The following is a 24,653-nucleotide window of genomic DNA, read 5'->3' on the forward strand; positions in this document are numbered from 1 at the left end:
TCGTGACCGACACCGCATCGCCGCGGCGCTGGCTGTTCGTGCTGACGATCCTCGTCGGCAGCTTCCTGCTGTTCCTTGTGCAGCCGATGGTCGCGCGGATGGTGCTGCCCAGGCTGGGCGGCGCGCCCGCCGTGTGGAACAGCGCGATGCTTGTCTATCAGGCGTTGCTGCTCGGCGGCTATGCCTATGCACATTGGCTCGGCCGCTTCACCGTGCGGCGGCAGGCGACGATCCATCTTGCGCTCTTTCTCGTCGCCGCGCTGTGGCTGCCCATCGGCATCGCCGCCATCGCGCCGCCCGGACCGGGGCAGGAGGCGCTGTGGGTGCCGCTCCTGCTCTTTGCGTCGATCGGCCCGGTATTTTTCGTGGTCTCGGCGCAGGCGCCGCTGATGCAGCGCTGGTTTGCGGCCGATCCGCAGGCGGGCGATCCCTATTATCTCTATGCCGCCTCGAACCTTGGCAGTTTTGCGGGGCTTCTCAGCTATCCGGCGCTCGTCGAACCCAACATGCCGCTGGCGATGCAAAGCTGGGGCTGGACCGGCGGCTATGCGCTGCTGCTGCTGCTCGTCGCGGGGGCCGCGGCGGCGCGCTGGCGCGGCGGCGCCGAAAGCCATGCCGCCACCAATGCCGCCGAACCGCGCCCGACGCTCCGCCGCCAGCTTCACTGGCTGCTCATCGCGGCGGTGCCGTCGGGGCTGATGCTGTCGACGACGACGCACCTTACCACCGACATCGTCGCCATGCCCCTGCTCTGGGTGCTGCCGCTCGGCCTCTATCTGCTCAGCTTCGTCATCGCCTTTTCGCGTCTCGAACGGCCGACCGAGATCGTCACGCTGATCGCGCCGGTCATATTGCTGGCCATCGGCGGGCTGGGGCTGTTGAGTTCGGGCGGCGGGTCTTTGACGGTTGCGCTCGCCAGCCTCGCGATGCTTTTCATCGTTGCGGTGGCGCTCCACGGCTATCTCTATTTCCTGCGCCCCGCGCCGCAGCATCTGACGCTTTTCTATCTTCTCATGTCGGCGGGCGGCGTGCTGGGCGGGCTGTTTGCGGCGCTCGTCGCGCCGCTGCTGTTCGACTGGGTGTATGAACATCCGCTGCTGATCCTCGCCGCGGCGATGCTGCTGCCGCTGCCCGCCCTGCTCCCGTGGGACAAATGGCTGGGGCTGGAAGCAAAGACCGCAGCGGGCGTTGTTGCGCTGCTCGTCGCGCTCGCGGCCTTTGCGGCATGGCATATGGTCGACAACTGGACGGGTCGCGCCGATGGCGACGTGGCGCCATGGGGCATTGCGATCTTTGTCATTGGCATTCTGGTGAGCGGCTGGCGCTGGGCCTATGTGCCGGTGCTGGCGCTGTTGATGCTTGGTGTCGGGGGCTGGGACACGATTCAGGAAAGCTTCACCGGCGCGCGCGTGCGCAGCTATTTCGGCGTCTATACGGTCACCGACTATCCGCACGCCAACCAGCGCCGCCTCGCGCATGGCACGACGCTTCACGGGCTCCAGCGCACCGATGCCGCGCACCGCCGCGACCCGACCACCTATTATGGTCCGCAATCGGGCGTCGGCCTGACGCTGGCACAGGCGGAGGCACTCGCGGGTCCGAACGCCGCGATCGGCATCGTCGGGCTGGGCGCGGGCACGCTGGCCTGTTACCGCAAGCCGGGGCAGGACTGGACGATCTTCGAGATCGATCCGGTGATGGTCGACATTGCGCGCGACCCGGAAAAATTCACTTTCCTGTCCGATTGCGCCCCCGACGCGGCGATCGTGATCGGCGACGCCCGGCTTCAACTTGCCAAACAGTCGCCGCGGCGCTTCGACATCGTCGTCATCGACGCCTTTTCGTCCGACGCGATTCCGCTGCACCTGCTGACCAGCGAGGCGATCGGCATCTACGCGCGTGCGATGAAGCCGGGCGGCATATTGCTCGTCCATATCTCGAACCGCTTTTTCGGGCTTGAACCCGTGCTCGCGGCCGAGGCGAAGGCGCGGGGCTGGAGCGCGGCGATCCGCATGGACCCAGGCCCCGCAAGCGGCGGCGACTATGACGATCTGACCGCGTCGAACTGGGTTGCGCTCACCGCGACGCCCGCCCGGATGCGGCAGCTCACCGGCGGCGTGCGCCCGCGCGATCAGGCCTTTGCCGACGGCGCCTGGGTGCCGCTGGAAGCGCGCGCAGGGTTCGAACGCTGGACCGACGATTATGCCTCGACGCTGCCGGTCCTCATCTGGAAGAATATCATCGGAGGCCGCGACGAATGAACGACGTCAGCATCATCAGCGTCAACGGCAAAACGCCGCGGATAGACCCCAGCGCCTTTATCGCGCCCGGCTGCCGGATTATCGGTGACGTGACGATCGGACCCGACGTCAGCATCTGGTATAATTGCGTGCTGCGCGCCGACGTCAGCCATATCGTCGTCGGCGCGCGGTCGAACATCCAGGACGGCAGCGTCGTCCATTGCGATGGCCCGATGCCGCACCGGCCCCAGGGTTTTCCGACGATCATCGGCGAGGATGTGCTGATCGGCCATATGGCGATGGTGCATGGCTGCACGCTCGCCGACCGGGCGTTCGTCGGGCTGAAAGCGACGGTGATGAATGGGTGCCGCATCGGCAGCGACGCGATGCTGGCCGCAGGGGCGCTGCTCACCGAGAATAAGGAGATACCTGCTCGTGAATTATGGGCTGGATCGCCCGCGCGGCGGGTGCGCGAGATTGATGATGCACAGGCTGCCGGGATGCAGCTGGGCGTCGCGCATTATGTGACGAACGGGCGGCTGCACAAGGCGGCGGTGGAACAGGGGTAGATCGGAAGAAATCCGTTCGCATCGGGCAAAGCCGATGCCCGTCGATGGCGCACGACCTCCCGACGTCCCGGCTTTGCTCGACACGACCGGAAAGGAAAGGGCGCTCCGGTTTCCCGAAGCGCCCCTGTCGACTTACCGCGGCGGCGGCTCAGCTGAAATTCACCATCGCATAAAGCATCGGGATCGACAGCAGGGTGTTGGTCCGCGAAAAGATCATTGCGGTCTTTGCCGCCTTGGCCTTGGTTGCGTCATCGGCCTCGACAATGCCCAGCGCCTTCTTCTGGTTCGGCCAGATCACGAACCAGACGTTGAACGCCATGATCAGGCCCAGCCACATGCCGACGCCGATCAGCTTGTAGGGGTCCTGGAGCGCCAGTGCAGGCGCCAGATATTGGGCGTGGCCGGCAATGCCGATGCCCAGCAGAACGGTAAGCAGCGCCGCCCAGCGGAACCAGAACAGCGCGGCGGGCGCGATGTGCTTGCCGACCGCGGGCTTCAGCTCGACGGGAATCTTGGGCATCGTCGGTATCTGGACGAAGTTGAAATAATAGAGCAGCCCGATCCACAACACCCCGAAGAAGGTGTGCAGCCAGCGCATGATGGCATTGCCCGCGGCGACGCCATCCTCGAAATTCTGGCCGTTGAGGCCGAACATCACGACGATTGCAAGCAGCAGCCCCGCGCCCAGGACGGCGTGCAGATTACCGAAAAACTTGTCCATGGCATTTCCCCCATTATATCGCGGCGCCGCGTGCGACCCGGTGCCGGTGTCGCAGCTATGCCAGCGACGGGGGGCGGCATCAACTTTTGTCGGCGGCAGCCTCTTCGGGCATGGCGAGGCCGTTCTTCAGCATGACGGGCACCTGGCTCAGCGTGAAGAGGAAGGAAAGGGCGGTGACGCCCCATACCTTGATCGTCAGCCACAGGTCGAAGCTCATCTGTTTCGCCTGGATCAGTTCGTACATCACATGATTGGCGATGCCGAGCGCGGCGAAAAAGAGGCCCCAGTTGCGTGACAGGAGCAGCCAGCCCTTTTCGGTCAGCCCTTCCAGCGCCGACTGGAGCAGATATTTGAGCATGGGTTTCCCGAACCACCAGCCCCCGATCAGCATCGCGGCAAAGGCGCCATAGATGATCGTCGGCTTCATCACGATGAAGCGTTCGTCGTGGAACCAGATGGTCAGCGCGCCGAAACCGAGCACGAGGATGCTCGACATCCACAGCATCGGCGAAATCCTGCCGAGCTTCCATTTCGACGCAGCCATCGCGATGACGATCGCGACCATGAAGGCCGCCGTCCCCTTGATCGCCGCGGCTGTCGCCGCAAAGGCGCCATCGCCGTTCGACGACAATTTATAGGTCAGGAAAAAGACAAGCAGCGGCCCGAAATCGATCGCGAAATTGAGCCAGCCATGCTTGGCGGGCGGCGGCGCCGGAACCGGTTCGGGGCCGCTGGGAAGCACGTCGCTCATCTGATATTTCCTGCAATGATGCTGGCGATCTCGTCGGCGTCGAAGGGGCGCAGGTCCTCCATCGTCTCGCCGATTCCGATCGCGTGGATGGGAAGGCCGTGGCGTTCGGCCGCGGCGACGAGCACGCCGCCGCGCGCGGTGCCGTCGAGCTTGGTCATGACCAGTCCGGTGACCCCCACGACCTCGCGGAACACGTCGATCTGCGCCAGCGCATTCTGCCCCGTCGTCGCGTCGAGCACCAGCACGACGTCGTGGGGTGCCGCGGGGTTGAGGCGGCCGAGCACGCGCTTGATCTTGGCGAGTTCGTCCATCAGCTCGCGCTTGTTCTGAAGCCGGCCGGCGGTATCGACAATCAGCACGTCGATGCCGGTCGCGGTCGCCTGTTTGACCGCGTCGAACACGATCCCCGCGCTGTCGCCGCCTTCCGGCCCCGCCATGATCGGCACGCCGAGCCGTTCGGCCCAGACCTTCAGCTGGCCGATCGCGGCGGCGCGGAACGTGTCGCCCGCGACCAGCATCACGCCATAATCCTGTTCCTGGAACAGATGCGCAAGCTTGGCGATGGTCGTCGTCTTGCCCGACCCGTTGACGCCGATCACCAGGATCACCTGCGGGCGCGGAAAGGCGTCGATGTCGAGCGGCTCGGCGACCGGGCGCAGCACCGCGGCGATCTCGTCGGCGACGATCTTGCGCAATTCCTCGGTGCCGTCCGCGGCGACGTTGCGGCGCTCCGACAGGCGATCGCGGATGCGCGCCGCCATCGCGGGGCCAAGGTCGGCGGTGATCAGCGCTTCCTCGATCCGGTCGAGATCCGCCTCGTCGAGCCGCGCCTTGCCGGTCAGGCCCGCGAGATTCTCGCCGAGCCGTTCGGAGGTGCGGCGAAAGCCGCCGAGCAGCCTTTCGCTCCAGCTTTTGCCGGTCATGCGGCGATGTCCTTTGCTTGCGTGGGGGTGGCGACCAGGCGGTCGCCGTCGCGCGCCAGCAGGCGCACGTCGATGATGGTGCCGGGCATGGCGGGCGCGACCAGCGCCAGCGATGCGAAGTTTTCGGCGTGGCCCGTGATCCCGTCGCGCTCGACGAGCATTGCCGCGGTGCGATTGACCTGCGCGTCGAGCCAGCGTTCGCGGCGTCGGGCATTGGCCGCGCGCAGCGCCGCGGCGCGTTCGCGCGCGACGGCGCGGCCGACCTGCGGCATCCGTGCGGCGGGCGTCCCGGCGCGAGGGCTGTATGGAAAAATATGGCCGAAGACGATGTCGCAATCGTCGATCAGCGCCAGTGAATTGGCGAACATCGCGTCGTCCTCGGTCGGAAAGCCCGCGATCAGGTCGGCGCCGATCGCGATTTCGGGGCGCGCGGCCTTCAGCCGTTCGATGAGCCGCACGGCATCGGCGCGGCGATGGCGGCGCTTCATCCGCGTCAGCACCATGTCGTCGCCCGCCTGCAACGACAGGTGGATGTGCGGCATCACGCGCGGTTCCCCGCTCAGCAGCGCGAACAGCGCGTCGTCGATACGGTCCGGGTCGAGCGAGGAAAGGCGGAGGCGTTCGACCGGCAGCGCCAGCAGCGCCTCGACCAGCGCGGCCAGACTGGTCCCGCTGTCGTCGCCATAGCTCGCCAGATCGACCCCGGTGAGCACGATCTCGCGCTGGCCGCGGTCCAGCGCGGTGCGGGCGGCCTCGACGACCGCTTCGGTGGTCGCCGACCGCGCGGTGCCGCGTGCGAGCACCGTCGCGCAGAAGGTGCAGCTGTGCGAACAGCCGGTCTGGACGCCGAGAAAGGCGCGAGCGTGGTCTGGCCCCGATAGGGCGGGGGTGTAGGAAAGACGGCCCTTCGACAAGCTCAGGGCGAAATGTGCCGCAGATAGCTCGTCCCCCCGATCCGCTCGTGCTGAGCTTGTCGACGCACCGTTCCTGTCATTGTAGCTCTCGGCCAGCCCCTTGGCATCGTTGTGCACCACGCGCGCGCCCATTTCGCGAAAGCGCCCGGCCTCAAGCTCTGCCGCGCAGCCCGTAACGACGACCTCGGCGCCCGGCCGTTCGCGCAAGGTCCGCCGCACCGCCTGCCGCACCTGGCGCACCGCTTCGTCGGTCACGGCGCAGCTGTTGAAGACGATCGTGCCCGGTTTGCCCGCCGCCTCGACGGCCGTGCGAATCGCCTCGCCTTCTGCGATGTTCAGCCGGCAGCCGAAATTGACGACCTGAACGCGGTCGGCGAGTTTTGCCGTCATCCGAACCGCGCCCAATCGGTCTCGCCGTCGAACACCCGCGTCGCCGCGCCGCTCATCACGATCGGTTCGCCCGGCGCCCAGCGGATGACGAGGTCGCCGCCCGGCAGCGCAACGGTCACCGGCGACTGGACGAGGCCCGCCCGAACCGCCGCGACGGCGGTAGCGCAGGCACCGGTGCCGCACGCCTGCGTCAAACCCACGCCGCGTTCCCATACGCGCAATTGCAGCTGGTTCTCGCCGTCGAGGCTCGCGACATTGACGTTGACGCGCTCGGGAAACAGGGGATCGGTCTCGATCCGCGGGCCGAGTTCGTCAAGGCGTATCGCATCGGCCTCGGGCACGAAGAAGACGATGTGTGGATTGCCGACATTGACCGCGGCGCCATGCTCCAGCTCGTCCCACGCGACGGGCATGTCGCGCGTGTCCATCGGCATCGCAAGCGGGATATGCTCCCAGTCGAACACCGGCTCGCCCAGCGTGACTTCGGCGCCGCCGTCGGCCGGCGTGACGCGCAGCATCCCGCCCAGTGTCTCGATCACCGCGGGCTTGCCGAGCAGCGTCGCCACGCAGCGCGTGGCATTGCCGCACGCCTCGACCTCGCCGCCGTCGGCGTTGAAGATGCGCATCTTTACATCCGCACTGTTCGACGGTTCGAGCAGGATGAGCTGGTCGCAGCCGATGCCATGGCGCCGGTCGGCGATCGCATGCGCGCGCGCCGCCGTCATTTCGACGGCAGCCTCGCGCGCGTCGATCACGACAAAATCGTTGCCGAGGCCGTGCATCTTGGTGAAGCGATCCGCCATAGACCGCGCATGTAAGGGCGCGGGCGGGCGAAGTCTAGCGAGGCGCAGGCATTACGCCGTTTTGCGCAGCGGCTCTGTCTCGTCGGTGACAGGTCGGGCCGACGGCACGCCGACACCGCGCAGCAGGCCGCGGTCGGCGAGCAGGCGGTCGGTGTCGGCGGCGGAAGCGGCGCGGCCGAAATACCAGCCCTGGCCCTTGGCGCAGCCGAGCCGCGTCAGTTCGATTGCGGTCGCCTCGTCCTCGACACCCTCGGCGGTGATCGGCATCGCCAGGCTTTCGCCCAGCCGCACGATCGCAAGCACGATCGCCTGCGCATCGGGGCTGCCGCGCATCGCGGCGACGAAGCTGCGGTCGATCTTGATCCGGTCAAAGGGCAGCGCGCGCAGGTGCGACAGCGAACTGTAGCCGGTGCCGAAATCGTCGAGGGAGAGCGATACGCCCTGATTCTTGAGGCTGGTGACGATCGACCGCACAAGCGGCAGATTTTCGAACAGCGAGCTTTCGGTGATCTCGACCTCAAGCTGTGCCGCGGGAAAGCCCGTTTCGACGAGCAGCTTGGTGAGCTTCTGGCTGAACCAGGGGTCTTTCAGCTGTTGTGGCGCGATATTGACCGCAAGGATGATCGACGGATCCCAGCGCTTGGCGATCTCCATCGCGTCGCGGATCACGCTGAGCGACAATTCGCCGATCAGCCCGCTTTCCTCGGCGACCGGGATGAAGCGTTCGGGCGGGATCAACCCATATTCGGGCGATTCCCATCGCATCAGCATTTCAAAGCCGACGAGGCGGCCCGACGCGATGTCGACCTGGGGTTCGAAATGTGGCACGAACTCGCCGCGCGGCATGCCCTCGCGAATGCCCGTTTCGATCTGGTTGCGCACCTGCACCGCCATTTCCATGCCCTGTTCGAACCAGACATGGCGGTTCCGCCCTTCGTCCTTGCCGTGATACATGGCGATATCGGCCTGGCGGACCATGGTTTCCATCGACACGCTGGCGTCGCTCGCAAGCGCAATGCCGAGCGACGCGCCGATGCGAATCTGTTGCGCGCCGTGCATGATCTTGTTGTCGAGCGCGGCGACCAGTTCGGCCGCCAGCGCATCGATGTCGCTGCGCGCCGCGGGGTCGAATGCGATCATCGCGACGAACTCGTCGCCGCCGAGCCGCGCCTTGGTGGCGCTGGGCGGCAGCACGGCGGCGATGCGTTCGGCCGCGACTTGCAGCACGCGGTCCCCCGCGGCGTGGCCGTGAACATCGTTGACGGTCTTGAAATGATCGAGATCGAGCAGGAACAGCGCGACATCGCGTTTTTCGGCAGCGGCTTCGGCGATCATCCGTTGGCCCGATGCGAGCAGCGCGCGGCGGTTGAGAAAGCCGGTCAGCGGATCGGTGTCGGCCAGATAGCGCGCGCGCTGCTCGGCCTCCGTGCGCTCGCGGATTTCGCGGTTCAGATCATTGTAGCGACGCCAGCCGAAGAGGATCAGCGCGACATTGAGCACCAGCGCGGTGGCCAGCACGCGATCGGGTCCGCCACCGATGCCGATCAGCGCTCGCACAACGGCCTGCATCACGTTGCCGCCCGTGCCGATGAACAACAGGATCGCGGCCACAACAATGCCACCGGTGATGATATCGCGTTTGGCGCCTTCGCTGCGGTCGAGTGACTTTGGCGTCGAATACATATGAACTTGTCCTACCCTCGATCCGGCTTATGCGGGTGAAGCGATGAAATTTGGGTTAAGTGCGGCTCTATCCCTTGGCCTTGCCTTTGCGCGCTGCTTGCTGTAGGGCCGCGACGTCCGGGCGCATCTTGCGCCGGGACATATCGACATCCGCGACGGAAATCTGTCCACGGATAGCCGCTGGTTGGCGAGGTTTCGCTCACCGGCGTGTTTTGCGTTGCGGTCGTCAGAAGGGTTGAAAAGGCGCATGTTCGACAGTCTGAGCAATCGGCTTGGCGATGTTTTCGGAAAGCTCCGCGGTCGCGGCGCGCTGACCGAAGCCGACGTGCGCGCGGCGATGCGCGAAGTGCGAATCGCCCTGCTCGAAGCCGACGTCGCGCTGCCCGTCGTGCGCAGCTTCGTCGACCAGGTCACGGAACTCGCGATCGGCCAGAACGTCCTGCGCTCGGTCACGCCGGGGCAACAGGTGGTCAAGATCGTCAGCGACGCGCTGACCGAAATGCTTGGCTCGGAAACCGCCGAGCTGGACCTTGCGGTCGCCCCGCCCGCGGTCATCATGATGGTCGGCCTCCAGGGGTCGGGCAAGACCACCACGACCGCCAAGATCGCCAAGCGGCTGAAGGAAAAAGAACGCAAGAAGGTGCTGATGGCGTCGCTCGACGTCAACCGCCCGGCCGCGCAGGAACAGCTCGCCGTCCTCGGCCGCCAGATCGACGTGGCGACGCTGCCGATCGTCGCGGGCCAGCAGCCGGTCGAGATCGCGCAGCGCGCCATGCAGGCTGCAAAGCTTCAGGGTTTCGACGTGCTGATGCTCGACACTGCGGGCCGCCTCCACGTCGACCAGCAACTGATGGATGAAATGCAGGCGGTGTCGCGCACGGCGGACCCCGTCGAAACCTTGCTTGTCGTTGACAGCCTGACGGGCCAGGACGCGGTGCAGGTTGCGCAGCGCTTCAGCGATCAGGTGCCGCTGACCGGGGTGGTGCTCACCCGCATGGACGGCGATGCGCGCGGCGGCGCCGCGCTGTCGATGCGCGCAGTCACCGGCAAACCGATCAAGTTCGCGGGCACGGGTGAGAAACTCGACGGGCTCGAAATGTTTCAGCCGGCACGTATCGCGGGCCGCATCCTCGGCATGGGCGACGTCGTCAGCCTCGTCGAACGCGCCGCCGAAACCATCCAGGCCGAAGAGGCCGAGGCGATGGCCGCCAAAATGGCCAAGGGCCAGTTCGACCTCAACGACCTGCGCACCCAATTGAACCAGATGCGCCGCATGGGCGGCCTTGGCGCGCTCGCAGGGATGATTCCGGGGATCAAGAAGGCGCAGGCGGCGATGGCCACGGGCGGCGCCGACGACAAGATGCTCGTCCACTTCGACGCGATCATGGGGTCGATGACGCCGAAGGAGCGCGCGAAGCCCGAAATCATCAACGCCAAGCGCAAGATTCGCATCGCCAACGGGTCGGGGACGACGGTGCAACAGGTCAACAAGGTGCTCAAGATGCACCAGGAAATGTCGACCGCGATGAAGAAGATCCGCAAGATGGGCGGACTCAAGGGCCTCGGCGCACTGTTCGGGCGCGGCGGCGGCATTCCGGGAATGCCCGGGCTTGGCGGCGGCGCAATGGGCGGTGGCGGCCTTGGCGGGCTGCCCGGTCTCGGCGGCGGGGCGGTCCCGCCCGATCTCGCCAAGCTGATGAACAAGAAGAAATAATCCAGACAATCCTGTTTAGACTTAGAAGGAATTATTCATGGCTACTTCCATTCGCCTCGCACGCGGCGGTTCGAAAAAACGTCCCTATTACAAGATCGTCGTCGCCGATTCGCGCAGCCCGCGCGATGGCCGCTTCATCGAGCGCATCGGCAGCTACAACCCGCTGCTCGCCAAGGACAATCCGGAGCGCGTGAAGCTCGACACCGAACGGGCGAAGCACTGGATTTCGGTGGGTGCGCAGCCGACCGATCGCGTTGCCCGCTTCCTCGACGCCGCGGGCGTCAAGGAACGCGCCGCGCGCAACAACCCCAAAAAGGCCGAGCCCGGCGAGAAGGCCAAGGAACGCGCCGAAGAAAAGGCCGCGAAGCAGGCCGAGGCGGCCGAAGCCGCCGCCGCTGCTGCCGCCGCTGCCGAAGAAGCGACTCCTGAAGCCGCTGAATCGGACGCAACCGGGTCGGTGAAGAGCGAGGCGACCGCCGAGGCGGTTGCCGAAGCCGTCGCCGGGGAAGTGCCGGCCGACGCGACCGCCGAAGACGCGGCGGCGATTGCCGAGGAAGTCGCCGAGGGCGGCCCGGTCGCTCCCGAAGCCGAAGAAAAGGCCGAAGGCTAAACCCCTGTGGTCGCCGACCGCCCCGTCACCCTGGCCGCGATTGCAGGCGCGCATGGGGTGCGGGGCGAGGTGCGGCTCAAATTGTTCGGCGAAGGCGCGGAGGCCCTCCGCGCCTTTTCCGTTTTTGACGCGGGTGGCCGCAAGCTCACCCTGAAGTCGGTGCGTCCTGCCAATCAGGGCGCCGTTGCGACCTTTGCCGAAATCGCCGACCGCAGTGCGGCCGAAGCGCTGCGCGGCACGTTGCTCACCGTCCCGCGCGCGGCGCTGCCGCCGTTGGAGCCGGGCGAATATTACCACCATGACCTGATCGGCCTGCCGTGTGTGTCGACCGACGGCACCTTGGTCGGCCATGTCGCCGCGATCGACAATTTCGGCGCTGGCGATATCCTCGATATCGAAAAGCCGGACGGCAGGCGTTTCATGGTGCCGATGACGGAGCAGGCGGTGCCGACGTGGGACGCAACCGGGGTGACGGTGAACGCGGCATTCATCGAATAATCGCGCGGTCGCCGCGTGGCCACCGGCGCCGCGCGCCCACCTCGACGCCGTCAAAACGGTCCGGGGGCGGTGTGGCTTCCCTCGTTTCGCCGCACAATGCACTCCAATCGGCGGCGTGGCCCGTCAAGGCCCTTGCTCCGCGTCATCGGCTCGCGGAAAGGGCGAACCGATCACGCGGGGGCGGCTCATTGAAGGAGTAGGGTAATGAGTGCGGTTTCCAAAAGTCCGAAATGGCTGTTGCTGTTGACCATGCTGGTGGCGCCGACGACCGGCAGCCTCGCCGCGCAGGCGCAGGACGAAGGGGCAGAGGACGGTGTCATGGCCACTGTCTATGGCGAGCGGATGCCCGACCCGTCGCAGATGGCGAAAGGGCCAGAACTCGAAGGCATCATCTCGGCCCGCAGCGGCAACCAGATCCAGATCACGACCGCCGACGGCGCGAAAACCGTGGTCATCGTCAACGAGAATACGCGCGTGAAATCCAGCGGCGGCTTCCTTGGTTTGAGCCGCAACAAGCTTGCGACCGACGCGCTGCTCAACGGCCTGCCGGTGAAGGTCGACACGCGGCAATGGGCAGGCGGCCTGTTCGCCCGCGAAGTCGACCTCAAGAGCAAGGATTTGCGCACGGCGTCGATGATCCACACCGGCACCGACCAGCGCTTCGCCGAACAGACCGCGGCGACCGAGGCGCTGCGCAGCCGCGTCGGCGACATCGATCAATATAATGTCAAAAGCACGACGAACGTGAACTTCGACGTCGGCAAGGCTGCGTTGTCGGCGCAGGCCAAGGCCGATCTTTGCGCGACGGCGACGGCGGCGGATGCGATGGACAATGCGCTGCTGCTCGTTGTCGGCTACACCGATTCAACCGGAAGCCAGGAGTTCAACCAGAGGCTCAGCGAAAAGCGCGCGGGAGCGGTGGTCAACCATCTGCAACAGGCGTGCGGCTGGAAACCCTATCGGATGCTGACGCCCACCGGAATGGCCGAAGCCGATCCGGCCGCCGACAACAGCACCCCGGAAGGCAAGGCGCAGAACCGCCGTGTCGCGGTGAATGTGCTGGTCAGCAAGGGGCTGGACGGTCTGTAAGACTGGCGGGGCGGCGCTGTGCAAGGGACAGCGCCGCCCCGCTTCGCGGCGGGCCTTTGGGGGACGGCGCCCGCGATTCTCCGGTGTCGGGATCAGGGGGTTGGCACCCCCATCCGCGCGCGCAGGTTGCGGTCGCGAAGGTCGCGCCGCCGCCGCAGCCGCGATATGGCGCCGGCGATCCCGGCAAGGCAGCGGTCGAGATCGGCGCAAAGCGCTTCGTGACCGCTGTTCCAGTTCCGCATCCACATTTCATCCATCATCGTCTTGCTCCTGTCGGTTCGATGCCATGAAGATGCGCCTTTGCCGGCGCGAGCGCCAACTAAAGCTTTGCTATTCATCATAAGGTCAGCTTATGGTGACGCATGAACCGAATCCCGCCCCTTGCTGCTGTCCGTAGCTTTGAAGCGGCCGGACGCTTGCAGAATTTTTCGCGCGCGGCCCAGGAATTGGGCATGACGCAGGCGGCGGTCAGTTATCAGATTCGTCAATTGGAGGACCGGCTGGGTCGCGCATTGTTCGTGCGCGAAAAGGGACGCGTGCACCTGTCCGAAACGGGTCGGCGGCTGCTCCCCGCGATCAGCAACGCCTTTGCGATGATGAACGATGCCTTCGCGGCGCTGGGCAGCGACGAGGCCGATGTGCTGACAATCAACGCCGTGACCAGCTTTGGCGGCACCTGGCTCAGCGCGCGTATCGGCGGATTCCAGCTTCTTTACCCGGACCTTGCGGTCCGCATGTCGATGAGCAATGAACTGATCGATTTCGATGCCTCGAACGTCGATGTCGCGATCCGCATGGGGCGGGGTCAATGGCCGGGGTTGCGCAGCGATTTTCTGATGCGCCAGCATGTCGCGCCGCTTGCCTCGCCCGCCTTTCTCGAAAAACATCGCATTCGCGAACCCGCCGACCTGCTGCGCGTCGAGCGGCTGGCGCCCAACGACAGCTGGTGGGCCGATTGGTTCGCCGCCGCCGGGGTTGTGACGCCGATCGCGCCGTCGCGCCGCGGGATCGAACTCGACAGCCAGCTTCAGGAAGCCAGCGCGGTGCAGGCGGGTTTCGGCGTCGCGATGATGACCCCGCTTTTCTGGCAGGCGGAGATCGCCGCGGGACGCATGGTCCAGCCCTTCGACACGCTCCATATATCGGGGTTGGCGATGTGGCTCGTTCACCGCGAGAACCGCGTCGGGGTGCGCAAGATCGAGCGCTTTCGCGAATGGCTGCGCGCCGAGCTGGCCAAGGATCGGTACCTGCTTCCCAAGGCGCTGTGGGAGCCGCCGGACCAGATCGCCTCGACATAAGCGAGCGCAATGTATACGCACGATGCATATACGGCGATGAATGGTGACGAAGCGCAACGAAGTGAATGGGGAATGGCACGGATTCGCACTGAATCGGGTATCTGGTTCCGCCCCGTGGCTGAAATCCGGCGACAAAAGCCCGCGCAAGGCCAGGGTTTGCAAATCGGGAAAATCGCTGGCGGCGCGCGAAATATCTGCCGAATAGCCATGCCAGCATTGCGCTTGTCGTGAACCGCAATGACCCTCTGGTGTCGCGTGCCGGGACTGAGGGTCGAGAATTGGACGCTGCCTTGACCTTCACCGCCGTCCCTTTGACCCTCTATCCCGACATGTTCCCCGGCCCGCTGGGGCACAGCATGGCGGGGCGTGCGCTTGAGGCGGGAAGGTGGACCTGCGCGCCGGTGCAGATCCGCGACTTTGCTACCGACAAGCATCGCACCGTCGACGACACGCCGGCGGGCGGCGGGGCGGGGATGGTGCTCAAAGCCGATGTCCTTGCCGCCGCGATCGACCATGCGACCGCGGCCCATCCTGGGCTGCCCGTCCTTGCGATGACCCCGCGCGGCACCCCGATCACGCAGGCGCGCGTGCGCGACCTCGCCGCCGGTCCCGGCGCGATCATCCTCTGCGGCCGATTCGAGGGTTTCGACGAGCGCATCTTCGACGCGCGGCCGATCGAACAGGTCTCGATGGGCGACATCATCCTGTCGGGCGGCGAGATGGCGGCGCTATTGCTCCTCGACGCTTGCATTCGGCTGCTTCCCGGCGTAATGGGCGCGGCTTCCAGCGGCGACGACGAATCGTTCGAAAACGGTTTGCTCGAATATCCGCACTATACCCGGCCCGTCACATGGGAAGGGCGCACGATCCCCGAAGTGCTGCGATCGGGGGATCATGCGAAGATCGCCGCCTGGCGGAAACAACAGGCGGAAGAGACAACACGGTTACGCAGGCCGGACCTTTGGGAGCGCCATGAGGGCGCTCGGGACCGACCTGCCTCTGGCGCGCGGCAAAAGAAGAAGGACCAGGGGCCATGAACCTCATCCAGACGATCGAAGCCGAAGAAATCGCCAAGGCTGGCAAAGACATTCCGACCTTCCGTCCCGGCGACACGCTGCGCGTCGGCGTGCGCGTGGTCGAAGGCGAACGCACCCGCGTCCAGAACTTCGAGGGCGTGTGCATCGCGCGCTCGAACAAGGGCATGGGGTCGAACTTCACCGTGCGCAAACTGTCGTTCGGCGAAGGCGTCGAGCGCGTCTTTCCGCTTTATTCGCCCAACATCGACAGCATTACCGTCGTCCGCAAGGGCGCCGTCCGCCGTGCGAAGCTTTACTATCTGCGCGGGCGCACTGGTAAATCGGCACGAATTGCGGAGCGCCGCGATTACCGGTCGGAAGCCGGCGAAGGCTAAGGAGAGCTTTTCTCACCCAAAGCCGAAACAGCTTTCCAAAACGACCGGTTCGGCCAAGGGGCGGAACCGGTCGTTTTTCGTTTCACGGACAAGATAAAGGACAGTTTCATGGGTTACCGGATCGTCGTCGCGGGTGCGACGGGCAATGTCGGACGCGAAGTCCTCGCCATCCTCGCCGAGCGCGAGTTTCCCTATGACGAACTGGCCGCGGTCGCATCGCCCCGCAGCCAGGGCGACACGATCGAGATCGGCGACAGCGGCAAGACCGTGAAATGCCAGAATATCGAGAATTTCGACTGGACGGGCTGGGACATGGCGATCTTTGCGATCGGCAGCGAGGCGACCGCCATTTACGCGCCCAGGGCGGCCGCGGCGGGCTGCGTCGTGATCGACAATTCGTCGCTCTATCGCATGGACCCCGACGTGCCGCTGATCGTGCCCGAGGTGAACCCCGACGCCATCGACGGCTACACCGCGAAAAACATCATCGCCAACCCCAATTGTTCGACCGCGCAGATGGTCGTCGCGCTGAAGCCGCTCCACGATGCCGCGACGATCAAGCGCGTGGTCGTTTCGACCTATCAGTCGGTGTCGGGCGCGGGCAAGGCGGGCATGGACGAGCTGTGGAACCAGACGCGCCAGATCTTCGTCGGCGACGAAAAGGATGTGAACAAGTTCACCAAACAGATCGCCTTCAACGTCATCCCGCACATCGACAAGTTCCTCGATGACGGCTCGACCAAGGAAGAGTGGAAGATGGTCGTCGAGACCAAGAAGATCCTCGACCCCAAGGTCAAGGTGACCGCGACCTGCGTGCGCGTGCCCGTCTTCGTCGGCCATTCGGAAGCGATCAACATCGAGACCGAGAAGGAATTGTCGGCCGAGGACGCGCAGCGCATCCTGCGCGAAGCCCCCGGCGTCGTGCTCCACGACAGGCGCGAGGACGGCGGTTACATCACCCCCGTCGAATGCGTCGGCGATTTCGCGACTTTCGTGAGCCGTGTGCGCGAGGATCCGACGGTCGAAAATGGTCTCAACCTCTGGTGCGTCTCTGACAATCTGCGCAAGGGTGCGGCGCTGAACGCGGTGCAGATCGCCGAGCTGCTGGGACGGCGGCATCTGAAGAAGGGCTGAGGGCAGGATGCTGCGCCCCTGCCTTTGCCGGGGCGCAGTGGAATCAGCCTATCTCGACTTTGCGCGATACGAACGGGTAGGGTGTGGGCGTGCCGTCCGTGTCCGCCATCCCGTTCGCGCAGCGCCGCCTGATCGGCCTGCTCCTCGCGCTGCTCCTTATCGCGCAGATCGACCAGCCCTATCCCGAGGTCGCGCTGCTCCAGCATATCCCGACGATGCTGCTTCTTGTCGCGTCGCCGTGGCTGCTTCGCCGCTGGCCGCTGTCGACCGGGTCGGTCGCGTGCATCGCCCTTTTCCTGGCGCTCCACACGCTTGGCGGACGCTATGCCTACAGCAATGTGCCCTATGACGATTGGGCCCGCGCGCTGACCGGGGCGACGCTGTCCGACGGCTTGGGCTGGACGCGCAATCATTATGACCGGCTCGTCCATTTCGCCTTCGGCGGCTTGTCGGCGGTTCCGGTGGCAGAAGTCGCGCGCCGCTGGGGCGGACTGGGCGCGCGGGGCGCCATGCTGGCGGTGCTGGGCTGGGTGCTCGCCGTTTCGGCGCTTTATGAAGTGTTCGAATGGCTGCTCACCCTCGCCGCGGCGGGCGAAACCGCCGACCGCTATAACGGGCAACAGGGCGATATGTGGGACGCGCAAAAGGATATGGCGCTGGCGGCGCTCGGCGCGGTCGCGGGGCTGGCGATCGGGATGTGGCGACGGCCGAAAGGCTGATCCGTCAAAGCGCGCGTTTCGGGGTGAACAGCCGGTCGAACCCGTCGGGCATTCCTTCGACCTTTTCCAGATGCGGCCAGCGCAGCCCGCCGTGATAGGCGATCTCGACCGTGCGATAACGCCCGCCGCGCTCGACGAGCAGGCGCACCGGCGTCTTGCCGTCGGCGGCGGCGCGAATCGCGGCCTCGATGCGCTCGCGGCTGTAGCTCATGCCATCGACCGCGACGATCCTGGTGCCGTTGACGATGTCGGCGCGGAATGCCGGACCGTTCCACAGGATGCTGCCAGCGACGCCGTCCTTGTCGATCGCCAGGCCGAGCGAGTGGGTAAGGTCGACATTTTTGCCCTGCGCCATCCGGTCGCGGTCATAGGCGTTCGGCGTGTCGCGCCAGACGAGGCGGTAGCCCGCGCGCTCGATCCCGCCGGTGGGTGCCGGGCGGCCCGACGTCTGCATCCGGTCGCGCAGGAAACGCTCCCAGTCGTGAGGATGCACGGCGTTCAGCGCCGCGACGACATCGCCGAAATCATAGGTCGACTGCCCCCAATCACCCTCTCGCCCACCGAAAAAGGCGCGCGCGAAATCGTCGAGGCTCTTGCGGTTGTCGGTGGCGCCGCGGATCAGCATGTCGGCCTCCAGCCACATCAGCGACCCTTCGTTGTAATAATCCTCGGTCCGCGACCAGCTTGCGAAGGGTTTGGGCTTGCGCGCGGCGATGATCGGGTCGAGCGTCGTGTCCTCGACCGAGCGCCAGCTGCGCCCCGGCTGGACGCTGTAACTGGCGGCATGGCTCGCCCATTCGCCGAGAATCGTCTCCTTCGCCTGCATCCCCGACCGTCCCGCCAGCACCAGATCCCAGAAGCTTGTCTGCCCTTCGTAAACCCACAGCAGATTGTCCTGCATCGGCGTGCGGTAATCGGGGGTCCATAATTTGTCGGGGCGGCGATATTTGCCGTTCCAGCTATGCACCAGTTCGTGCGGCAGCAGTCCGCGTTCCCAGTCATTCTCGTCCCATTTGGTGAAATAATCGACCGCGCGGCTGTTCTCGCTCGACCGATGATGCTCGAGCCCGATGCCGCCGAGTTCGTCGGTAAGCGCCAGCAGAAACTCGTAACGGTCGAAATGGCGCACGCCGAACAGCGCGATCGCTTCCGACACCAGCGCCGCGTGGCGCGCGATATGGTCGGGGTTTGCCGCCAGATATTGCGGCTCGTCGGCGACAACGTTGAGCGTGACATTGTGGCCAAGGTCCCATTTGCGGAAATGGGCTCCTGCGAACATCGGGCTGTCGACCAGCACCTCGTAACTGGTCGGCGCATAGCTGTATCGGTTGCCGGTCGTCTTGAGTCCGTCGAGCGCCGCGACGCCGGTCCAGCCTTCGGGCAATGTCACCTCCAGCTGCACCGGGATATTCCGCGTGAAATATCCGGCGGGATAAAGGCTGACCTGTTCCCATTGCAGGTTCATCATCGCCGGGGTCACGACGACGCGGCCCTCGCTGCTGCGCGTCGGCGACAGAAAGTCGAACCCGACCTCGATAGTCTTGGCGCCCGCAGGCACGTCGATGTCGAAGGCGTAAACGTCGGTTGGCTGGCGGGTCCAGCTGAGCGGCTTGCCGCCCGCCGATGCCGTGAACCCCGCCATTTCGGCGATCGCGCCGCGCGGCGCATGTTTGCCGGGCAACCATTCGGGATAGAGGAGGGTCAGCTTGCCCGCCTTTGCCACCGGAATCGTCTGGCGGACGCGAAAAATGCCGCGCGCAACGTCGGTGGCATCGACGCGGAGTTGCATCGTCCCCGGATAGGGCTTGTCGGCGGGCAGCGGGATGGTGAGCGGCTGGGCGACCGGCTGTGGACGGCTGTTCAGGTCCTGCGCGGATGCGGCGGGGACGGTGGGCGCGGCAAGGAGCGCGGCGGCGGCGAATGCTGCTGTTTTCATGGGCTGTTCTTTAGGCAGGAAACGAGGGGGAGGTCCAGCCTCGCTCCTCTCCCCCTCAAGGGGGAGAAGGTTTGACGGCGACTCTTTGCCTTTCATCCAAAAACCATTAGACGCCGCCGCCATGAGCAAGGATAAGGCCGCGAAAATCCCGACGCCGCAGCCGGTGCGCGGCACGCAGGACATGCTGGGCGATGTCGCCGATCGTTTCGCGCATGTCGTCGAGACGTTCGAGCGTGTGCGGCGCCTCTATGGCTTCAAGCGGATCGAGGTGCCGGTGATCGAACCGACCGCGGTGTTCGCGCGATCCCTGGGCGAAACCACCGACGTCGTGTCGAAGGAAATGTATTCGTTCGACGATCGCGGCGGCGAATCGGTGACGCTGCGCCCCGAATTCACCGCCGGGATCGCGCGCGCCTATATCACGAACGGCTGGCAGCAGTTCGCGCCGCTGAAGGTTGCGACGCACGGACCGCTGTTCCGCTACGAGCGCCCGCAGAAGGGGCGTTATCGCCAGTTCCACCAACTGGACGCCGAAGTGCTCGGCAGCGACAGCCCGCTGGCCGATGCCGAGTTGCTGGTGTTCGCCGACCAGCTTTTGAAGCAGCTGGGGATCGCCGAAGGCGTGACCTTGACGCTCAACACGCTGGGTGATGCGCAAAGCCGCGAGGCCTGGCGCGCGGCGCTGGTCGAGCACTTCGAGGCACATCGTGGCGATCTGTCCGAAGACAGTCTTGCGCGGCTCGACAAGAATCCGCTGCGGATTCTGGACAGCAAAGACCCGCGCGACCGCCCGATTGCCGACAGCGCGCCCGACATCGACGCATTCCTCACCGGCGAGGCGCAAGACTTCTTCGGTGCGGTGACCGCGGGCCTCGATGCCGCGGGCGTCGCGTGGGAACGCAATGCGCGACTGGTGCGGGGGCTCGACTATTACCGCCACACCGCGTTCGAGTTCGTCACCGACCGGCTGGGCGCGCAGGGAACGGTGCTCGGCGGCGGGCGCTATGATGGGCTGATCGAAAATCTGGGCGGGCCGCCGACCCCGGCGGTCGGCTGGGCGGCGGGGATCGAGCGATTGGCGATGCTGCTGGCCGATGATGTTATCGACACGCGGCTCGACGCGGTGATCGCGGTCGAGGACGACTCCGAACTTGCGTTTGCAACCAAGGCTCTGGCGGCGCTTCGCGCGGGCGGCTTTTCTGCGGAGATCGTCGCGACGGGTTCGCCGCGCAAGCGGTTTGACAAGGCTGCGAAAATACCCGCGCGCGCGCTGATTTCAGTGGGCGTGCGAGATGGCAGCCGCTTCACGCGGAGCAAGACCGACGGTAGCGAAATCGCCGCCCGCGTGGATGCCCTTTTCCTTTCAATCGCCCCATGACCTCCGTTTCCGCCCGCCAGATCGACGCCATCATCGAACGTCACGCGGCCCTTCAGGCGCGTATGGCGACGGGCGACATGGCACCCGCTGATTTTGTCGCGGCGTCGAAGGAGTTTGCCGAGCTTGAACCCGTCGCCACCGCGGCGCGCGAAGTCGTGCGGTTGCGCGGGGAACTCACCGCGCTCAAGGAAATGCTGGCCGACCCCGAAATGAAGGCGATGGCGGAGGAGGAAATCGCCGCGATCGAGGACGCGCTTCCCGCCGCCGAGCACGAGCTGGCGGTCAAGCTGCTCCCCAGGGATGTCGCTGATGAGCGCGCCGCGATGCTCGAAATCCGCGCCGGAACCGGCGGCGACGAGGCGGCGCTGTTCGCGGGTGACCTGCTGCGCATGTACAGCCGCTACGCCGACACGCAGGGCTGGAAGGTCGAGATCATATCGGCGAACGAGGCCGAGGTCGGCGGTTACAAGGAAGTCGTCGCATCGGTCAGCGGGCAGGGGGTATTCGCGAAGCTGAAGTTCGAAAGCGGCGTCCACCGCGTCCAGCGCGTCCCCGTCACCGAAAGCGGCGGGCGGATCCACACCAGCGCCGCGACCGTCGCGGTGCTGCCAGAAGCCGAGGAGGTCGATGTCGCAATCAACGATAATGACCTGAAGATCGACATCTATCGCGCGTCGGGGGCGGGCGGGCAGCACGTCAACACCACCGATTCGGCGATCCGCATCACGCATATCCCGACCGGCCTTGTCGTGATCCAGCAGGACCAGCGCAGCCAGCACAAGAATCGCGCCAAGGCGATGCAGGTGCTGCGCGCGCGGCTTTACGACCTCGAGCGCGAGAAGATCCACAGCGCCGAAGCGTCGGCGAGGCGGTCGATGGTCGGGTCGGGCGACCGGTCGGAGCGCATCCGCACCTATAATTTCCCGCAAGGTCGTGTGACCGACCACCGCATCAACCTGACGCTCCACCGCCTGCCCGAAATACTGGAAGGCGCGATGGACGAGCTGATCGACGCGCTGATCGCCGAGGATCAGGCGCAGCGGCTGGCGGGGCTGGGTGACTGAGGTCGCGGCCGCGCTGCGCGAGGCGGCGGCGCGGCTGGCGGATGTGTCGGATACGCCGCGGCTCGACGCCGAACTGCTGATGGCCCATGCGCTGGGGATCGAGCGACAGGCGCTGCTGCTTGACCCGGCGCGCTTTGACGTCCCGGCGGGTTTCGACGCGCTGGTCAAGCGGCGCATGGCGCAAGAGCCTGTCGCCTATATCATCGGCTATCGCGATTTCTGGACGATCCGGCTGGCGATCGGCCCCGGCGTGCTGATCCCGCGGCCTGACAGCGAAACGCTGATCGAGGCGGCGGTCGATCATTTCCGGGCTGCACCGCCGCAGACCATCCTCGACCTCGGCACCGGTCCCGGCACGCTGCTGTTCGCGGCGCTCGCCGAATGGCCGACGGCGATCGGCGTAGGCATCGACGCCAGCGACATCGCGCTCGACTATGCCCATAAAAATGCCGTCCGGCTGGGACTGGAAAACCGGGTGCGCCTGATGCCGGGCGATTGGGCGGGCCAGGTGCAGGAGCCGTTCGACCTTATCCTCTGCAACCCGCCCTATATCGCCGATGACGAAGCGCTGATGCCCGATGTCGCCGACCATGAACCCGCGAGCGCGCTGTTCGCGGGCGCCGATGGGTTGGGCGCTTATCGCCGCATCATTCCCGACCTGCCGCGCCTGCTGACGCCCGGCGGCGCGGCGATCCTTGAAATCGGTCACGCGCAACGCATATCGGTGAGCGAGCTGGCCCGCGCCGCGGGGTTTGCCGTTGCCTGCAAACAGGATCTCGCTGGCCGCGACCGGGCGCTTTTGCTGACCCGCGACTGACCCGCGCACAAGAAATCGCTTGGTTTTGGCGGCAAAGCGCGGTAGGGGCGGCTCACAGGCCTGATCAGGGTCCCTTTGGCGGTGCGGCGCACCGATACTGGTCCGGCGGGTCTGCTTCCCAATTGCGATGCTCGTGCGGGACCGTGGGGTCCGGCGCAGGCGGTAAAGGGCAAGGCCGCGCACGAAGCGCGGACGCGACGCGCAAGGAGCGCTGTCGGCCAAAAGGGGTTGGCATAGCTATTAGCTTATCGACAGGATGTCTCAGTTGAACATGAACAACCGGCAGAGCGGTCGCCGTCGCGGCCGCAACAACAATAACAACAATAATCGGTCGCAGTCGGGTGGGCGCGGAGGCGTCGACCAGGCGAACCGCATCGACAGCCGGGCGCGCGGCAACGCCGCGCAGATGATCGAGAAATATCGCAACCTCGCGCGCGATGCCCAGCTCGCCGGCGACCGTGTTCTCACCGAATATTATCTCCAGTTCGCCGACCATTATTTCCGCGTCGTCAGTGATTTTCGCGCGCGCCAGGAAGAAAAGGCCGCGGCGAACGGACAGGAACGCAGCCACGACCGCAGCCGCGAGATTCGCGGGGTCGAGGATTTCGACGGCCATGACGACACCGATGGCGACGTCGAAGGCGACAACGGCACCGACGATCAGGGGGACGAGCGCAACGACCGCGCTGACCGCAATGACCGGAACGACCGTGGTCAGCGCGACAATCGCGGCAACCGCGAACCGCGCGGCGATCAGGGCGACGACAGCCGCGGTAACCGGCCGTCATCGCGTGGCCGCTCGCGCAGCCGCGACGATGCCGACAGCGGCAACGAGCGCGATGAGCGCGATGAGCGCAGCGATGACGACGCGCATGATCAGAAGGTCGAAGCCGAGCGCGCCCCGCGCGCGGCGCGGCGCCCGACGCGTCGGCCGCGACCGAACGACAGCGGCGAGACCGCCGATACCGGGATCGACACGGCGGTGCTGCCGCCCGCGATCGGGCGCAGCGAACGCCCCGCCGAAGCCGACAGCGCCGACGAAGCCCCCGCAGCCAAGCCGCGCCGCACGCGCCGCACGCTGGCCGCGCGGAATACCGACGTCGAGGCGGCCGAATAAGCGCGCGACTTCGCGCTGGCCTTTCGTTCGACATGCCATAGCCTCCCCTCGGCATGACCGCGGGGAGGTTTTACGTGTGCTTTGTCAGCGCTTTGCCTTCCGCTGATCGTCGCGGCAGGCGTTTCCCGATGCGTCGGCGCAGATCCGGCCGCGTGACGGTGACCCATGCGAATCCATGTCCGGCCGATGTCGAGACCGGCTTTCTTGTCGAAGACCATGACGGGCTCGATTCGCGGATACGGACATTGCCCCGCCGCATGGCTTGCTCAGCTGGAGCGCCCGCGTGCCCGCGAGCGCCAGCAGGAGGTTTCATTGCCGCCCGAAGCGGAGGATCAGGGCGCGGTCATTTCGCGGAATCGTCATCCCGGCCTGCGCCGGGATGACCGACCGAGGTGAGTTGACGCTTCAAACCGGCGGCAGCGGGCGGGGGCGGTGATTTTCGTCGAGCGCGACGAAGGTGAAGAGCCCGCCCGTCACCTTTTCCTCGGTGCGCCCGCCGTCGCGCGTCGCGATCACCTCGATCCGGATCGCCATCGACGTGCGCCCGCGACGCTCAAGATGCGCATAGACCGAGATGATGTCGCGCAGCAGGATCGGCGCGATGAACTCCATCGATTCGATCGCGACCGTCGCGACCGCCCCCTGCGCGATTCGCCCCGCGACGATGCCGCCCGCAATGTCCATCTGGCTCAGCACCCAGCCGCCGAAGATGTGGCCATTGGCGTTGATGTCGGCGGGGCGCGGGACGACGCGCAGAATCGGGTCGCGCGGGGCGACCGTGGGCGTGGATTCGGTCATGGTTTCCAATCCGGGTCGTTTTCGAACGGGTCTTCGATCGATTCGTCGTGGCCGCTGCCGCTCGACAGGAACACCA

25 protein-coding genes and 1 pseudogene (1 of these 26 only partly in view) are annotated in these 24,653 nt (G+C 66.0%); 16 read left to right on the forward strand and 10 right to left on the reverse strand.

The window, feature by feature from the left end; translation table 11 throughout:
• Nucleotides 1-2 precede the first annotated feature (2 nt).
• Entirely contained in the window at nucleotides 3-2,261 is a 2,259-nt protein-coding gene (locus HUW43_RS00115; protein ID WP_188235570.1) for a spermidine synthase, read from the forward strand.
• Complete coding sequence (locus tag HUW43_RS00120) at nucleotides 2,258-2,809, forward strand: gamma carbonic anhydrase family protein (protein WP_188235571.1); 552 nt, start codon at nucleotides 2,258-2,260, stop codon at nucleotides 2,807-2,809. The genes HUW43_RS00115 and HUW43_RS00120 overlap by 4 nt, the downstream gene beginning before the upstream one ends.
• 148 nt (nucleotides 2,810-2,957) lie before the next feature.
• Here HUW43_RS00120 and HUW43_RS00125 read toward each other — a convergent pair whose 3' ends face one another.
• The 6 genes from HUW43_RS00125 to HUW43_RS00150 all read right to left on the reverse strand — a co-directional run bounded on the left by HUW43_RS00125 (nucleotide 2,958) and on the right by HUW43_RS00150 (nucleotide 8,994).
• Complete coding sequence (locus HUW43_RS00125) at nucleotides 2,958-3,530, reverse strand: urate hydroxylase PuuD (protein WP_188235572.1); 573 nt, start codon at nucleotides 3,528-3,530, stop codon at nucleotides 2,958-2,960.
• 79 nt (nucleotides 3,531-3,609) lie between these two features.
• Nucleotides 3,610-4,281: an inner membrane-spanning protein YciB gene (locus HUW43_RS00130; protein WP_188235573.1), complete on the reverse strand. Its 672-nt coding sequence runs from the start codon at nucleotides 4,279-4,281 to the stop codon at nucleotides 3,610-3,612.
• Nucleotides 4,278-5,204, reverse strand: coding sequence for a signal recognition particle-docking protein FtsY (gene ftsY / locus HUW43_RS00135; protein WP_188235574.1), 927 nt, complete (start codon nucleotides 5,202-5,204; stop codon nucleotides 4,278-4,280). Before ftsY ends, HUW43_RS00130 begins: the two co-directional genes overlap by 4 nt.
• Nucleotides 5,201-6,508: a MiaB/RimO family radical SAM methylthiotransferase gene (locus HUW43_RS00140; RefSeq protein WP_188235575.1), complete on the reverse strand. Its 1,308-nt coding sequence runs from the start codon at nucleotides 6,506-6,508 to the stop codon at nucleotides 5,201-5,203. Before HUW43_RS00140 ends, ftsY begins: the two co-directional genes overlap by 4 nt.
• Complete coding sequence (dapF, locus tag HUW43_RS00145; protein WP_188235576.1) at nucleotides 6,505-7,311, reverse strand: diaminopimelate epimerase; 807 nt, start codon at nucleotides 7,309-7,311, stop codon at nucleotides 6,505-6,507. The genes HUW43_RS00140 and dapF overlap by 4 nt, the downstream gene beginning before the upstream one ends.
• Before the next feature lie 51 nt (nucleotides 7,312-7,362).
• Complete coding sequence (locus HUW43_RS00150; RefSeq protein ID WP_188235577.1) at nucleotides 7,363-8,994, reverse strand: putative bifunctional diguanylate cyclase/phosphodiesterase; 1,632 nt, start codon at nucleotides 8,992-8,994, stop codon at nucleotides 7,363-7,365.
• A 247-nt stretch (nucleotides 8,995-9,241) separates the two neighbouring features.
• Between HUW43_RS00150 and ffh the strand changes: the two genes are divergently transcribed.
• From ffh to HUW43_RS00170, 4 genes and pseudogenes are all read left to right on the forward strand, one after another.
• Nucleotides 9,242-10,708: a signal recognition particle protein gene (gene ffh / locus HUW43_RS00155; protein ID WP_188235578.1), complete on the forward strand. Its 1,467-nt coding sequence runs from the start codon at nucleotides 9,242-9,244 to the stop codon at nucleotides 10,706-10,708.
• A 37-nt stretch (nucleotides 10,709-10,745) separates the two neighbouring features.
• A pseudogene (gene rpsP / locus HUW43_RS00160) lies at nucleotides 10,746-11,183 on the forward strand (30S ribosomal protein S16); the annotation flags it as partial.
• Between the two features lie 141 nt (nucleotides 11,184-11,324).
• Nucleotides 11,325-11,816: a ribosome maturation factor RimM gene (rimM, locus tag HUW43_RS00165; protein ID WP_188235580.1), complete on the forward strand. Its 492-nt coding sequence runs from the start codon at nucleotides 11,325-11,327 to the stop codon at nucleotides 11,814-11,816.
• Nucleotides 11,817-12,020: 204 nt separating this feature from the next.
• Nucleotides 12,021-12,905, forward strand: a complete 885-nt coding sequence (locus HUW43_RS00170; RefSeq protein WP_188235581.1) for an OmpA family protein — start codon at nucleotides 12,021-12,023, stop codon at nucleotides 12,903-12,905.
• Between the two features lie 92 nt (nucleotides 12,906-12,997).
• On the opposite strand, the gene HUW43_RS00175 is transcribed toward HUW43_RS00170, so the two are convergent.
• Nucleotides 12,998-13,165, reverse strand: coding sequence for a hypothetical protein (locus tag HUW43_RS00175; RefSeq protein WP_188235582.1), 168 nt, complete (start codon nucleotides 13,163-13,165; stop codon nucleotides 12,998-13,000).
• Nucleotides 13,166-13,267: 102 nt separating this feature from the next.
• On the opposite strand from HUW43_RS00175, the gene HUW43_RS00180 reads away from it, so the two are divergent.
• The 6 genes from HUW43_RS00180 (at nucleotide 13,268) to HUW43_RS00205 (ending at nucleotide 17,467) form a co-directional block, all read left to right on the forward strand.
• The gene (locus HUW43_RS00180) at nucleotides 13,268-14,203 is read left to right on the forward strand and encodes a LysR substrate-binding domain-containing protein (RefSeq protein WP_188235583.1); all 936 of its coding nucleotides are present in this window, start codon (nucleotides 13,268-13,270) and stop codon (nucleotides 14,201-14,203) included.
• Nucleotides 14,204-14,212: 9 nt separating this feature from the next.
• Entirely contained in the window at nucleotides 14,213-14,434 is a 222-nt protein-coding gene (locus HUW43_RS00185; protein ID WP_188235584.1) for a hypothetical protein, read from the forward strand.
• 59 nt (nucleotides 14,435-14,493) lie between these two features.
• On the forward strand, nucleotides 14,494-15,240 hold the full coding sequence (gene trmD, locus HUW43_RS00190; protein WP_188235647.1) for a tRNA (guanosine(37)-N1)-methyltransferase TrmD: 747 nt from the start codon (nucleotides 14,494-14,496) through the stop codon (nucleotides 15,238-15,240).
• Complete coding sequence (gene rplS, locus HUW43_RS00195) at nucleotides 15,237-15,614, forward strand: 50S ribosomal protein L19 (protein ID WP_053555131.1); 378 nt, start codon at nucleotides 15,237-15,239, stop codon at nucleotides 15,612-15,614. Before trmD ends, rplS begins: the two co-directional genes overlap by 4 nt.
• 108 nt (nucleotides 15,615-15,722) lie before the next feature.
• Complete coding sequence (locus tag HUW43_RS00200; RefSeq protein WP_188235585.1) at nucleotides 15,723-16,748, forward strand: aspartate-semialdehyde dehydrogenase; 1,026 nt, start codon at nucleotides 15,723-15,725, stop codon at nucleotides 16,746-16,748.
• 98 nt (nucleotides 16,749-16,846) lie between these two features.
• Complete coding sequence (locus HUW43_RS00205) at nucleotides 16,847-17,467, forward strand: DUF2238 domain-containing protein (RefSeq protein WP_411157920.1); 621 nt, start codon at nucleotides 16,847-16,849, stop codon at nucleotides 17,465-17,467.
• Between the two features lie 4 nt (nucleotides 17,468-17,471).
• Here the strand turns inward: HUW43_RS00205 and HUW43_RS00210 are convergent, their stop codons facing one another.
• Complete coding sequence (locus HUW43_RS00210; RefSeq protein ID WP_188235587.1) at nucleotides 17,472-19,403, reverse strand: M61 family metallopeptidase; 1,932 nt, start codon at nucleotides 19,401-19,403, stop codon at nucleotides 17,472-17,474.
• A 121-nt stretch (nucleotides 19,404-19,524) separates the two neighbouring features.
• Between HUW43_RS00210 and hisS the strand changes: the two genes are divergently transcribed.
• The 4 genes from hisS to HUW43_RS00230 all read left to right on the forward strand — a co-directional run bounded on the left by hisS (nucleotide 19,525) and on the right by HUW43_RS00230 (nucleotide 23,779).
• A complete protein-coding gene (gene hisS / locus HUW43_RS00215; protein ID WP_188235588.1) occupies nucleotides 19,525-20,781 on the forward strand; it encodes a histidine--tRNA ligase in 1,257 nt (418 codons plus the stop codon).
• Complete coding sequence (gene prfA / locus HUW43_RS00220) at nucleotides 20,778-21,845, forward strand: peptide chain release factor 1 (protein ID WP_188235589.1); 1,068 nt, start codon at nucleotides 20,778-20,780, stop codon at nucleotides 21,843-21,845. The genes hisS and prfA overlap by 4 nt, the downstream gene beginning before the upstream one ends.
• On the forward strand, nucleotides 21,838-22,662 hold the full coding sequence (gene prmC / locus HUW43_RS00225) for a peptide chain release factor N(5)-glutamine methyltransferase (protein ID WP_188235590.1): 825 nt from the start codon (nucleotides 21,838-21,840) through the stop codon (nucleotides 22,660-22,662). The genes prfA and prmC overlap by 8 nt, the downstream gene beginning before the upstream one ends.
• 256 nt (nucleotides 22,663-22,918) lie before the next feature.
• Nucleotides 22,919-23,779, forward strand: a complete 861-nt coding sequence (locus HUW43_RS00230; RefSeq protein ID WP_188235591.1) for a DUF4167 domain-containing protein — start codon at nucleotides 22,919-22,921, stop codon at nucleotides 23,777-23,779.
• A 405-nt stretch (nucleotides 23,780-24,184) separates the two neighbouring features.
• Here the strand turns inward: HUW43_RS00230 and HUW43_RS00235 are convergent, their stop codons facing one another.
• Both HUW43_RS00235 and HUW43_RS00240 read right to left on the reverse strand, forming a co-directional pair.
• Nucleotides 24,185-24,577 carry an acyl-CoA thioesterase gene (locus HUW43_RS00235; RefSeq protein ID WP_188235592.1) on the reverse strand — a complete coding sequence of 131 codons (393 nt, stop codon included), beginning with the start codon at nucleotides 24,575-24,577 and terminating at the stop codon, nucleotides 24,185-24,187.
• On the reverse strand, nucleotides 24,574-24,653 hold the 3' portion of the coding sequence (locus HUW43_RS00240) for a hypothetical protein (RefSeq protein ID WP_188235593.1). It continues 223 nt past the right edge of the window; the window shows 80 of its 303 coding nt (coding positions 224-303); its start codon lies beyond the right edge, outside the window; it ends in the stop codon at nucleotides 24,574-24,576. Before HUW43_RS00240 ends, HUW43_RS00235 begins: the two co-directional genes overlap by 4 nt.

The organism is Sphingopyxis sp. LK2115 (assembly GCF_014595975.1).
Lineage (GTDB): Bacteria > Pseudomonadota > Alphaproteobacteria > Sphingomonadales > Sphingomonadaceae > Sphingopyxis.